Consider the following 12,017-nt stretch of genomic DNA (forward strand, 5'->3'; position numbering starts at 1 on the left):
GCCATGAAATCACTCCGCTTTCAGGCCCTCGGCGATTTGGTTCGCCGCTATGCGGCCGTGTGGCGTGCCGGCTGGGCCGTCCGCGCCCAGTTGGACGCGCCGGAGAAGCTCGAATACGAATTGGCGTTCCAGGCCGCCCACCTCGAATTGCTTGAGACGCCGATCCACCCGGCGCCGCGCTGGACCGCCAGGATGATTGTCGCGCTCGCGGCCATCGCGCTGGCTGTGGCGTTGTTTGCCCAGCTCGATATCGTGGCGACGGCCAAGGGCAAGCTGGTGCCGGATGCCAGGGTCAAGGTCATCCAGCCTGCGATGAGCGGCGTGGTGCGGGCCATTGCCGTGCGCGACGGGCAGCGCGTTTCCGCCGGCGCATTGCTGATGAAGCTGGATACGGCCCAAGCCGAGGCCGACTCGGACAAGGCGAAATCCGCTCGCTTGGATGCGGCGCTGGCGGCTGCGCGCGCGCAGGCGCTGATCAATGCACAACGCGCCAATGGGCAGCCCAGGGTGGCGCTTGTCGACGGCGCGCCGCAGGGGCGGCAGCAGGAGGCGCAGCGGCTAGCCGAAGGCGCGTATCGCGAATTCCAGGACAAGCTCGCGGCGGCCCGAGCTGAGCTTGCCAAGAGGGAGGCCGAGCTTGGCAGCACGCGGCAGGAAATCGCCAAGTTGACGGCTATCGCACCGCTGGCCCGCGCGCAGGCGAATGCCTTCAAATCGCTGGCGGCGGGAAAATACGTCGCGCAGAACGATTATCTGGACAAGGAGCAGGCGGCATTGGACAAGGAGCACGAACTCGGCGCGCAACGCAGCCATGCCAGGGAGCTGGCGGCGGGTATTGCCGAGCAGCGCGCCGAGATCGGAGCGGCGGCCTCGCAGTTTGACCGCCAGCAATTGGACGAATTGGAGAGGGCCAGCGAGCAGTTGGCTCAGAGCCGCAACGACGAGGCCAAGGCGAAAACCCGGGAGTCGCTGCTGAGCCTGACCGCGCCTGTCGCCGGGACCGTGCAGCAGCTGTCGGTGCACACGCTTGGCGGCGTGGTCACGACGGCGCAGTCATTGATGGAGATCGTGCCGGACGATGCGCTGGAAGTCGAGGCCACCGTGGAAAACAAGGATGTCGGCTTCGTCAAAGTCGGCCAGCGGGCCGCCGTCAAGCTAGAGGCGTTTCCATTCTCGAGATACGGCATGCTGGAGGGGGAGGTGGTCAGCCTCGCCAATGACGCGGTTCAGGACAGGAAGATGGGCTTGGCATTCGTCGCCACCATACGCCTGAAAACCAATCGGATGCGGATAGACCGTCAATGGATCGCGCTGACTCCGGGCATGGCGGTTAGCGCCGAAATCAAGACCGGCAGGCAGAGCGTCGCGCAATACATACTGGGACCGCTGATCGAGGGCGCTCAGGAGAGTATGCGTGAACGCTAAGCAGGCGGCCGCGCGCGCGGGCTTGTTGGCGATGTTTTGCTACGCGCCTCCCGCTCTCGCTTTTGATCCCTTGTTTTCGCAGCAGGGCGTCTCCGCCGGTCCGGGCGGCAATCTCATTCCCGACGGGCAATCATGCGCCTTCGGCGCCTTGCGCGGCCCGCTGACGCTGGGCGAGGCCGTTGAACGGGCGCTATGCCACAATCCTAAGACGCGGGAGGCATGGGCGGATGTCAAAGCGCAGGCTGCGGCGCTTGGCGCGGCGCGCGCGGCATATCTGCCGACGCTTTCCGGCAGTTGGCAGGATGTGCGCGACAATTCCGTCAGCAATGTCACCGACCATCCGGCGCTGAGTTCGAATACGGCGGCCTCCGTGCGTTCGGAGAGCCTGTCATTGAGCTGGGTGCTGTTCGATTTCGGCAGTCGCGCGGCAGCGCTCAAAAACGCTTCGGCCTTGTTCGCGGCGGCCCGCGCGACTCAGGATGCGACGCTGCAGGCGGAGTTTTCGGCGGTCTCAAAGGACTATTACGCGGCGCAGGCGGCCAGGGGCGCGCTGGAGGCTGCGCGCGACATCGAGCGGGTGGCGGGCGATAGCATGGCGGCGGCCCAGGCTAGAGTCGATCAGGGGGCCGCTCCCATCACCGACGCCTTGCAGGCCGAAACCCAGCATGAGCAGGCCGTTTTCAATCTGACGAAGGCGGAAGGCGATGCGCAGGCGGCGCTGGGGACGCTGGCGTCCGAGATCGGCTTCGATCCCGATCTGGCCGTGTCCGTCCCGGCGGCAGGCGATGGCGACGCGCCGGACAAGGCCTTCAACGAGTCGATCGCGCAGTTGATCGACGATGTCAAACGCGCCCATCCCAGCGTGCTGGCGGCGCAGGCCCAGTTGGAGGCCGCACTGGCCAAGGCGGAGCAAACCAGGGCGGAGGGTCTGCCTAGCGTGAGCCTGGTCGGGAAATACAGCCGGAACAACCAGCCTGCCAGCCTGGGGCTGGGCATTCCGACCTATCCCGCGACGGGGCACGACGCCTATATCGGCATACAGGTGACGATTCCGATCTTCGAGGGGTGGGGCCGGCATTATCAGATACTGCAAGCCGAGGCCGAGGTGGAGCGCCAGCGGGCCGAGGTGGACAGGGTGGGGCAGCAGGTCGCGCTCGATGTCTGGACCAGCTATCAGGCCCTGCGCTCGGCCACGCAGAACGCGGCCCATAGCGCGACGATGCTGCAGATCGCGCGCCGCTCGTTCGATGCCGCCGAGCGCAGATACCAGGCCGGCGTCGGCAATATCCTGGAGCTGCTCAATACGCAGACGGCGCTTGCGACGGCCAGGCAGAGGCGGGTGCAGACGCTTGCCGACTGGCATGACGCGAAGCTGCAGCTCGCCTCCAGGCTGGGGCGTCTGGAAATGGGAGACACCGGGGTGCCGCCGGGATTGAAATGATGAGCGGCCCGATCCGTCCGCTGCCGGGCCTACTCCAGCGCCTCCAGCTGCTCCTGCACGTCCATCCATTCTTCTTCGACGAGGCCCAGCCGGCCGGCCACCTCGCCCTGGCGCCTGACGCTGTCGGCCAGCTTCTGGCGGTTGGCGTCGTCGTAGGCCTCGGACGAGGACAGGAAGGTGTCCAGCCGCGCCTTCTCCTCGTTCAACTTGTCCATTTCCTGTTCCAGCTTGGACAGGCGGTTCTGCAGCGGCTTGCGTTGCTTGGCCAGTTGCTGGCGGGCCTCGGCTTCCTGGCGTTTCTGCTCCTTGCGGTTGACGCCCTGGGCGTCGCCGTCGGACGGCTTGCCGGCTTCGGCCAGCTGGGCCAGGCGCCACTGGCGGTAGTCTTCCAGATCGCCGTCGAACGGTTGCACCTTGCCGCCGCTGACCAGCCAGAACACGTCGGTGGTGGATTCCAGCAGGCTGCGGTCGTGCGAGACCACGATCAGCGCGCCGCTGAAGTCTTGCAGCGCCAGCGTCAGCGCGTGGCGCATTTCCAGGTCCAGGTGGTTGGTCGGCTCGTCCAGCAGCAGGAGGTTGGGCTTTTGCCAGACTATCATCGCCAGCGCGAGGCGCGCTTTCTCGCCGCCGGACATCGGGCCGACCGGATCGGTGGCGGCGTCGCCGCGGAAGTTGAAGCCGCCGAGAAAGCTCCTGAGCTCCAGCTCGCGTGTCGTCGGCGCCAGCCTTTGCATGTGCTGCATCGGCGATTCGTCCGGCCGCAGCGTTTCCAGCGTGTGCTGGGCGAAATAGCCTATCTTCAGCATCTGCGCGTTGACGCGCTCGCCGGTCAGCGGCGCGAGGTCGCCGGACAGCAGTTTGACCAGCGTCGACTTGCCGGCGCCGTTGACGCCCAACAGGCCGATGCGCGCGCCGGCCTCCACCGACAGGCTGATGCCGGACAATATGGTCTTGTCGCCATAGCCGGCGTCGGCCTTGTCCAGCTTCAACAGCGGATTGGGCAGGTGTTCGGGGCTGTCGAAATGGAAGTCGAACGGCGAGGCGGAGTGGGCCGGGGCGATGCGCTCCAGCTTCTCCAGCGCCTTGACCCGGCTCTGCGCCTGGCGCGCCTTGCTGGCCTTGGCCTTGAAGCGGGTGATGAACGATTCCAGGTGGGCGATCTGGCGTTGCTGCTTCTCGAATTCGCCCTGTTGGCGCGCCAGCTTCTCGGCGCGCATCACTTCGAACTGGCTGTAGTTGCCGGTGTACAGCGTCAGCGTCTGACTGGCGACCTCGACGGTGTGGCTGCAGATGGCGTCCAGGAAGTCGCGGTCGTGCGAAATCACCAGCAGCGTGCCCGGATAGGCCTTCAGCCAGTCCTCCAGCCACAGCACCGTTTCCAGGTCCAGGTGGTTGGTCGGCTCGTCCAGCAGCAGCAGGTCGGAGCGGCACATCAGCGCCTGCGCCAGGTTCAGCCGCATCCGCCAGCCGCCGGAGAAGCTGGCCACCGGACGGCGTTGGCCGGCCTCGTCGAAGCCCAGGCCGGTCAACAGCTTGCCGGCGCGGGCCGGGGCGGAGTAGGCGTCGATATGGGCCAGCTCGCCGTGCAGATGGCCGATGGCGTTGCCGTCGTGCTTGTCTTCGGCGTCGGCTAGCCGGGCTTCCAGCGCGCGCAATTCCTTGTCGCCGTCCAGCACGTAGTCGAGCGCGCTGCGCTCCAGCGCCGGCGTCTCCTGCGCGACGTGGGCGACGGTCCAGTTCGGCGGCAGCAGCATGTCGCCGCCGTCGGCGTGCAATTCGCCGAGCAGCATCGCGAACAGGCTGGACTTGCCGACGCCGTTGGCGCCGGTCAGGCCGGCCTTGTAACCGGGGTTCAGCGTCAGATTGGCGCCGACCAGCAGTTCTTTCAGGCCGCGGCGCAGGTTCAGGTTCTTCAGTTGGATCATGTCGTTTTTCAGCCGCGCGGCCCGGGGCCGGCGGCGTGGATTCGTTTATACCGCCGGTAGGCTGGACAGGTCCCAGCGCGGCTTGATGGTGAAGCCGCCGGCCGGCTCGGCGTATTTGAGGCGCATCGCGCCGGCGAAGGCGATCATCGCGCCGTTGTCGGTGCACAGCGCCAACGGCGGATAGAACACCTCGAAACGCTTGCGGGCGGCTGCCTCGTCGAGCGCGGCGCGCAGCTGCTTGTTGGCGCCGACGCCGCCGGCTACCACCAGCCGCTTCATGCCGGCCTGCTTCATCGCCGCCAGCGATTTTCTGACCAGCACCTCGACGATGGCCTCCTGGAAGGCGCGGCAGATGTCCATCCGCGTCTCTTCGTCCAGCTCGCCCTGGGCGGACTCCTGCTGGCGCACCAGCGTCAGCACCGCGGTTTTCAGGCCGGAGAAGCTCATGTCCAGATTGCCGGAGTGCAGCATCGGGCGCGGCAGCGTGAAGCGGTCCGGACTGCCGGATTCGGCCAGACGGGACAGCAGCGGGCCGCCGGGATAGGGCAGGCCCAGCAATTTGGCGGTCTTGTCGAAGGCCTCGCCGGCGGCGTCGTCGACCGTCTCGCCGAGGATCTGGTAGTCGCCGACGCCGCGCACCGCCATCAACTGGGTGTGGCCGCCGGAAACCAGCAGCGCCAGGAAGGGGAATTCAGGTTTCGGATCGGCCAGCAGCGGAGACAGCAGATGGCCTTCCAGGTGATGGACCGGGATGACCGGGATGCCGAGGCCGAAGGCCAGCGCGTTGGCCATGCTGGCGCCTACCATCAGCGCGCCGCCGAGGCCGGGGCCCTGGGTGTAGGCGATGGCGTCCAGATCGGCCAGGCGCTTGCCGGCCTCGCGCAGGCAGGCCTCGGTCAGCGGGATGGCGCGGCGGATGTGGTCGCGGCTGGCCAGCTCGGGGACCACGCCGCCGTACTCGGCGTGCATCGCCATCTGAGTATGCAGCTGATGGGCCAGCAGGCCGCGTTCGGTGTCGTACAAAGCGACGCCGGTTTCGTCGCAGGAGGATTCAATGCCAAGTACCAGCATGGGTGCAGCTCGGAATATAACGGGACAATCTTTCTATTCTACCGGTGAATCTTTGTCCGCCCAAATCGGCAGTGTTAGGCTGATGAAGTTTTTTGATCAAAACGAGGGGACGGAACGATGCAGGCGAGGCTGAAATGGGTGGACGGCGTGTGTTTCATCGGCGAGACCGGCAGCGGCCACGCGGTGGTGATGGACGGCGCGCCCGAGGGCGGCGGCCGCAATCTGGGGCCGCGGCCGATGGAACTGGTGCTGCTGGGCACCGCCGGCTGCACCAGCTACGACGTGATCAACATCCTGAAAAAGTCCCGCCAGGACGTGCGCGACTGTTGGGTGGAAATCGAGGCCGACCGCGCCGACGTCGATCCCAAGGTGTTCACCCGCATCCATTTCCATTTCGTCGTGACCGGGCGCGATTTGAAGCCGGACGCGGTGGAGCGGGCGATCAAGCTGTCGGCTGAGAAATACTGTTCGGCGTCCATCATGCTGGGCAAGACCGCAGACATCATGCACGATTTCGAACTGCGCGAGGACTGAGGACGTCGCGCCCGGACGGCTATCCGGGCGCGGCACGTCAATGGCCGGGCGATGGCCGGCTAAGACAGGATGTCACCGGAGCGGCGACGCGGAGGACGGCGCGGCCTGCGGCTTGCCGACGCTGAAGCGCAGGTTCTTCAACTTGCCCGGCACGTCCTGCAGATCCCCGCCGACCACGCGGTACTGGATGCCGCCGGAGGCCGCCGCGCCCAGGCTGGCCGAGCGGGCTGCCTGCGCCTGCGAGCCCAGCGGCTCCACCGGTCCGGCGTTGATCGCGTAGGCGGTGGAATCCACCGCGCTGAACACGCCGGTGAATTGCTGCTTGAACTTCCGTTTGGCGATGGAGCCGATGTGGTACTCGATGGTGCTGCGCGGGTATTGGTTGGTCGCCCACGGCCAGTCCCATTTCGACGTCGCCGGATTCAGGTATTGCGACAGCAGATCCTGCGCGCCGTTCAGGCCGTCCTTGCCGCCGAACTTGGACAGGTAGAACGGCCGATCGGACGGATGGCCGTTCAGCGCGTTGTCGCTGTAGCGCAGGAAGTTGTACAGCTCCGCCTCGTAAGTCAGGAACATCTTAGAGGAGTAGGGGATGTTGGCCTTCTGCTCGAACAGCGTCAGCGTGATCAGCCGCTTGCTCTTGGCCGGCAGCACCGCCCGGTATTCCGCCGTCTGCGAGGTCGTGTTGCTGGTGCCGTTGGTCGTCGTCCAGTCGGCGCCGGAGGCGATTTCGACGGCCACCGACGTTTCGGCCCCGCCGATCAAGGGCAGGCCGCCGGTCCACTTATTGGTCATCGTCACCTTGCCGCTGACGGCGATCTTGTCGGCCTTGGACCAGCTGACCGTGGAGTCGTATTTCAGATTGGCCACGCCGGTGTCGGACTGGTCGCTGTGATTTTCCAGCACCACGGTCACCACTTTCAGCGGCTTCTTGTTGTACAGCTCCGGCGCGCCCAGCTTCATGTCGTCCGGTTCCATCATCCACTGGATATTGGAAAAGGCCATGCGGAAACGCTTGTCGGCCCAATAACCGCCCGGCCCCTTGGGATCGTATTTGGCGTTCATCATGTAGCGGTATTTGTTGTCGGGCATGGACAGGTTATCGAGCATGGTGTCGATGCGCCGGTATTCGAATTCGCTGCCCACGGCGGTATTGTTATTGGTATTGCCGCCGACCCAGCCATAGCCGAGATAATGGGCCAGCGAGGCCCATGGTTTGAAAAAAGCATCCGAGGTGAGGATTTTCCGGATGGTGGCCTCATTGTCGGCGGACATCTCCGTGTACACCACATCACTGAATTGCGGGACGGTATCCGCGGCCCATGCTTGCGTTTGGCAAGCAAGGAAAAGTACCGAGGTGGAAAGCGTGGTTTTTATAAACTTCATGCTTTATTCCCTGCGTAATTAAGATCAATCGATGCAAGTGCCGGTTATCCGATCTGCCAATCGGATAGGCCGGTTTTTACGTTGTCGCCAAGCAGATTAAAACTTTGCTTCGCATGAAGAATCCTAATGATCGGCACAGTCGGATCGCAATATGGTCCCAGGCCGCAGTTGTAAATATGCAGCGAACTTCATTTACATATTGCGCAGCAAAATAAATAATAAGTAAAAATGCTTATATCATGATTCCATGCGTGGCGCGGCCGGGATTGGCAACTGCCGAGCCGAGTTGATAGGCATTTCGCATATTGCAATGCAGCAAATCCTGATCTTTAGAACAGGTGCCGCGCATGCCACACCCGGCGCCGCGCAGACCGGCCGCGCGCGCTTGCGCAGGCGGTCGATAAGCTAATCGCCAATCCAGCTTTATGCACTTGGCTTGGGTGGGTTAGCATGTCGGCATAGCCATTGGAGAGAGAGGCCCAGACATGAAACAAACCTTATTGGCACTGACCCTGGCGCTGGCCGGCCTGATGCCGCTGGCGCATGCCGACGCCGTCGGCGGCCACGCGCTGCCGCCCGGTATCGCCTGGCAGCAGGGCGACGTGCCGGCCGCCTTCGCCCGCGCCCGCGCCGAGAACAAGCCGGTCTTCCTGTACTGGGGCGCGGTGTGGTGCCCGCCGTGCAATCAGGTCAAGGCGACCATCTTCAACCGCCCGGACTTCATCGCCGCGACCCGCCAGTTCGTGCCGGTGTATCTGGACGGCGACAGCGACAACGCCCAGCAGCTGGGCGAGAAGTTCAAGGTGCGCGGCTACCCGACGATGATATTGTTCCGTCCGGACGGGGCCGAGATCACCCGCCTGCCGGGCGAGGTCGATCCGCAGCGTTATCTGCGCACGCTGCAGCTGGGCCTGGCCGCGGTGAAGCCGGTGAAGGCCTTGCTGGCCGACGCGCTGGCCGGCAAGCCTCTGGCGGCCGGCGACTGGCAGCTGCTGGCCGACTACGCCTGGGACGTGGATCAGGGTCAGATCATCGAAGCCGACCAGGTGACGGCGACGCTGGTCCGCCTGGCGCAGCGGGTGCCGGCCGAGCAGCAGGCGACCGCGACCCGGCTGCAATTGAAGGCGCTGGCCGCGCTGGCCGGCGAGAAGCAGCCGCCGGCCTTCGACCGCGACCCGGCGCGCGCGCGCCTGCTGCAGCTGCTGGCCGACGACGGCTTGAGCCGCGCCAACGCCGACATCGTGATCTACGCCGCCGGCGACATCCTGAAGCTGCTCGGCGACGGCGGCGGGCTGTCGGCGGCCTTCGACCGTCAGCTGGCGAAGCTGGCCAACGACGACACGCTGGCCTGGAGCGACCGCCTGGGCGCCGAGTCGGCCGCGCTCGATCTGTACAAGCAGCGCCACGCCGACCAGCCGCTGCCGGTCCCGCTGCTGGCCGACATCCGCGCGAAGGCGGCGGCGGCGGATCAGGCCAGCGTCAATCCCTACCAGCGCCAGGCGGTGATCACCGCCGCCGGCGAGCTGCTGGCCGACGCCGGCCTGCTGGACGAGTCGGACAAGCTGTTGCAGGGCGAGCTGAAGACTTCGCACGCGCCGTACTATCACATGTTGATCCTGGCCTCCAACGCCAAGGCGCGCGGCGACAAGGCGGCGGCGCTGGACTGGTACCAGAAGGCCTACCAGGCGGCCGAAGGGCAGGCGACGCGCTTGCAATGGGGCGCCAGCTACGTCGGCGGCGCGGTGGAATTGGCGCCGCAGGACGCGGCCCGCGTCGAGGCGGCCGCCAGCGCGGTGTTCGCCGACGCGGCCAAGTCGGACAGCGCCTTCTACGAGCGCAGCCGCCGCTCGCTGGAGAAGGTGGCCGCCCGTCTGAAAGCCTGGAACCAGGACGGCGCGCATGCCGCCGCCATCGGCCGGCTGGCCGGCCAGCTGGACGGCGTCTGCGGCAAGCTGCCGTCCGGCGACGCCCAGAAGCCGGTGTGCGACAAGCTGGTCAGCACCATCCGCTCCTGAGCGGCTTTTGCCATCGTCGGACAGGGCCCGCCGGTTTCGCCGGCGGGCTTTTTCGCGAACTCAGAGCAGCGCGACCGGGCGGGGGGCGGCCGGCAGCAGCTCGGCCAGCTCGGCGTTGACGCGGGCCAGCACCGCTTCGCGGGCGCTGGCGATGAAGAAATGGCCGCCGTCGAACCAGTGGACGCGGGACGGGCCCGTCGTTTCCCGCTGCCAGCCCTCGGTCTGTTCCGGCAGCCGCTGGCGGTCGTCGCGCCCGGCCAGCACGGTGGTCGGCATCGTCAGCGGCGCGCCGGGATGGTAGCGATAGCTTTCGACCAGCTGGAAGTCGTCGCGCAGCGACGGCAGCAGCAATTCCATCAATTCCCGATTGGCCAGAATTTCCGCCGGCGTGCCCTGGTAGTCGCGCAGCGCCTCGATGAAGCCGGCGTCGTCCAGTTGGTGCAGGCCGCGCGGCGCTTGGCGGTGCTGGGGGGCGTCGCAGCCGGACACGAACAGCCGCCGGGGCAGCGGCCGTCCCAGCGTCTGCAGCCGGCGCGCCAGCTCGAAGGCGATCAGGCTGCCCATGCTGTGGCCGAAGAAGGCGAAGGGGACGGCGCCGTCCAGCGGCAACTCGCGGGCCAGCTCCTCGATCAGCGGCGGCAGCGATTTGAAGCCGGGGTCGCGGAAGCGGGCGCCGCGGCCCGGCAGCTGCACCGCGCAGATTTCGACGTCCGGATGCAGCTTGCCCTGCCAGGGGGTGTAGATCCCGGCGTGGCCGCCGGCATACGGGAAGCAGTACAGCCGCAGCCGGGGACGGGGGCCGCCGCCGTGGCGCAGAATCCAGGGGGAGGGGTGGTGCATCGCTTCAATCTCCGGTTTGAAGGGAATGGACGGGGCGGACGTCGCCGGTCTTCTCCGGCGCGCCTATGCCGCGCAGCCGCGCGCTGGACAGCGCGAGCACGGCGATGGCCATCAACGCCAGGCCGGCGCCGGCGTACAGGCCGCGCACCGGCGCCGACGCCAGGATCAGCCCGGCCAGGGTGGTCGACAGCGGCGTCACCGCCGCCATCATGAACATCAGGAAGCTCATCACGCGGCCGCGCATGTCCGACGGGATGCGCGACTGTATCCAGGCCATCAGCCTGACCTGGACCAGGCCGCCCAGCAGGCCGATCAGGCACATCATCGCCGAGCTGGCGACGAAGTCGCCGGACAGTCCCAGGCCTATGATCAACGCGCCCATCAGGCCGTCGACGCAGAACACCATCCAGCCCAGCCTGCCCAGCGCCCTGGCCGGCAGCGCGGCGAGCAGGGCCATGCCCAGCAGGCTGCCGGCGGCCTGGGACGACAGCAGCGTGCCGAAATGGCCGGCGTCCAGCCGCAACGCGTCCCTGACCAGTAGCGGCAGCCCGATCTGGATCGGGCCGGCGGTCAGGAAGGCGATCACCGCCCAGTAGAAGAACAGCGCGCGCAGCGTGGCGTCGCCCCAGGTCCAGGCGGCGCCGCGGCCTATCGCGCGCAGGATGCCGGCGGCGGACTGGCGGGGCGGGGCGTCGGCGGGCCGGCTGACCGGCAGCCGGGTCAACAGCAGGCTGCCGGCCAGGAAGCAGGCGGCGCCGAGCAGGAAGGCCAGGCCGAGGCCGTCGCCGGCGCGGACGCCGGGCATCGCGATCAGCGCGCCGGCCAGCGCCGGCCCGGCCAGCAGCGTCAGCTGGTTGACGGCCATGAAGCAGGAGTTGGCCTGCTGCAGCTGCGCCTCCGGCACGGTGTTGGGCAGCAGCGCGGCGGCGGACGGACCGGTGAAGGCGGCGATGACGCCCATGGCCGCGGCGAACGGATACAGCAGCGCCAGCGGCAGGCCGCCGCCATGGGTGGCGAGGCCGAGAGCCGCGAGCAGCGCGGCGCAGCACAGCAGCGAGCACTGGAATACCCGGCGCGGCGAGTGGCGGTCGGCGACGGCGCCGCCGACGATGATGAAGACGGCGCGCGGCAGCTCCATCGCGGTGACGATCAGGCCCAGGGCCAGGCCGTCGCCGCCCAGTTGCAGCACCAGCCAGGGCAGCGCGATCAGCGCCGTCTGCTGCCCCAGTATCGAGCAGAACCAGGCGGCGCAGAGCCAGAGGAAGCGGCGGTCGCGCCATAGCGCGGGCCGCTTGGGCGGGAGGGCGGATTCGGTAGTCTGCATCGGTATCGATTCAATGGTTGGATCGCAAGGCGCCGTTCCGCGGCCGTCGGGCCGCG

9 protein-coding genes are annotated in these 12,017 nt (G+C 67.1%); 4 read left to right on the plus strand and 5 right to left on the minus strand.

What is annotated here, in order from left to right; translation table 11 throughout:
• Window positions 1-3 precede the first annotated feature (3 nt).
• Both CXB49_RS07945 and CXB49_RS07950 read left to right on the plus strand, forming a co-directional pair.
• The gene (locus CXB49_RS07945) at window positions 4-1,425 is read left to right on the plus strand and encodes an HlyD family type I secretion periplasmic adaptor subunit (RefSeq protein WP_101707888.1); all 1,422 of its coding nucleotides are present in this window, start codon (window positions 4-6) and stop codon (window positions 1,423-1,425) included.
• Complete coding sequence (locus tag CXB49_RS07950; protein WP_199406804.1) at window positions 1,415-2,866, plus strand: TolC family protein; 1,452 nt, start codon at window positions 1,415-1,417, stop codon at window positions 2,864-2,866. Before CXB49_RS07945 ends, CXB49_RS07950 begins: the two co-directional genes overlap by 11 nt.
• Before the next feature lie 29 nt (window positions 2,867-2,895).
• On the opposite strand, the gene CXB49_RS07955 is transcribed toward CXB49_RS07950, so the two are convergent.
• Together CXB49_RS07955 and tsaD are read right to left on the minus strand one after the other, a co-directional pair.
• Complete coding sequence (locus CXB49_RS07955) at window positions 2,896-4,791, minus strand: ATP-binding cassette domain-containing protein (RefSeq protein WP_101707889.1); 1,896 nt, start codon at window positions 4,789-4,791, stop codon at window positions 2,896-2,898.
• A gap of 45 nt (window positions 4,792-4,836) precedes the next feature.
• A complete protein-coding gene (tsaD, locus tag CXB49_RS07960) occupies window positions 4,837-5,862 on the minus strand; it encodes a tRNA (adenosine(37)-N6)-threonylcarbamoyltransferase complex transferase subunit TsaD (RefSeq protein ID WP_101707890.1) in 1,026 nt (341 codons plus the stop codon).
• Between the two features lie 117 nt (window positions 5,863-5,979).
• Between tsaD and CXB49_RS07965 the strand changes: the two genes are divergently transcribed.
• Window positions 5,980-6,396 carry an OsmC family protein gene (locus CXB49_RS07965; protein ID WP_101707891.1) on the plus strand — a complete coding sequence of 139 codons (417 nt, stop codon included), beginning with the start codon at window positions 5,980-5,982 and terminating at the stop codon, window positions 6,394-6,396.
• 72 nt (window positions 6,397-6,468) lie between these two features.
• On the opposite strand, the gene CXB49_RS07970 is transcribed toward CXB49_RS07965, so the two are convergent.
• Window positions 6,469-7,671 (minus strand): aerolysin family beta-barrel pore-forming toxin, encoded by a 1,203-nt coding sequence (locus CXB49_RS07970; protein WP_158300673.1) that lies wholly within the window; start codon window positions 7,669-7,671, stop codon window positions 6,469-6,471.
• Window positions 7,672-8,267: 596 nt separating this feature from the next.
• Here CXB49_RS07970 and CXB49_RS07975 point away from each other — a divergent pair.
• Complete coding sequence (locus tag CXB49_RS07975; RefSeq protein ID WP_101707893.1) at window positions 8,268-9,797, plus strand: thioredoxin family protein; 1,530 nt, start codon at window positions 8,268-8,270, stop codon at window positions 9,795-9,797.
• A 60-nt stretch (window positions 9,798-9,857) separates the two neighbouring features.
• Here the strand turns inward: CXB49_RS07975 and CXB49_RS07980 are convergent, their stop codons facing one another.
• Window positions 9,858-10,637 carry a thioesterase II family protein gene (locus CXB49_RS07980; protein WP_101707894.1) on the minus strand — a complete coding sequence of 260 codons (780 nt, stop codon included), beginning with the start codon at window positions 10,635-10,637 and terminating at the stop codon, window positions 9,858-9,860.
• Window positions 10,638-10,641: 4 nt separating this feature from the next.
• Window positions 10,642-11,961 carry an MFS transporter gene (locus CXB49_RS07985; RefSeq protein WP_158300674.1) on the minus strand — a complete coding sequence of 440 codons (1,320 nt, stop codon included), beginning with the start codon at window positions 11,959-11,961 and terminating at the stop codon, window positions 10,642-10,644.
• Window positions 11,962-12,017 lie beyond the last annotated feature (56 nt).

Origin of the sequence: Chromobacterium sp. ATCC 53434 (assembly GCF_002848345.1) — a bacterium.
Lineage (GTDB): Bacteria > Pseudomonadota > Gammaproteobacteria > Burkholderiales > Chromobacteriaceae > Chromobacterium.

Bases quoted from the DNA above. Each gene is read 5' to 3' on its own strand.
- CXB49_RS07945 (WP_101707888.1), top strand. From the start codon at position 4: ATGAAATCACTCCGCTTTCAGGCCCTCGGCGATTTGGTTCGCCGCTAT.
- CXB49_RS07955 (WP_101707889.1), bottom strand. From the start codon at position 4,791: ATGATCCAACTGAAGAACCTGAACCTGCGCCGCGGCCTGAAAGAACTG.
- tsaD (WP_101707890.1), bottom strand. From the start codon at position 5,862: ATGCTGGTACTTGGCATTGAATCCTCCTGCGACGAAACCGGCGTCGCT.
- CXB49_RS07965 (WP_101707891.1), top strand. From the start codon at position 5,980: ATGCAGGCGAGGCTGAAATGGGTGGACGGCGTGTGTTTCATCGGCGAG.
- CXB49_RS07970 (WP_158300673.1), bottom strand. From the start codon at position 7,671: ATGTCCGCCGACAATGAGGCCACCATCCGGAAAATCCTCACCTCGGAT.
- CXB49_RS07975 (WP_101707893.1), top strand. From the start codon at position 8,268: ATGAAACAAACCTTATTGGCACTGACCCTGGCGCTGGCCGGCCTGATG.
- CXB49_RS07980 (WP_101707894.1), bottom strand. From the start codon at position 10,637: ATGCACCACCCCTCCCCCTGGATTCTGCGCCACGGCGGCGGCCCCCGT.
- CXB49_RS07985 (WP_158300674.1), bottom strand. From the start codon at position 11,961: ATGCAGACTACCGAATCCGCCCTCCCGCCCAAGCGGCCCGCGCTATGG.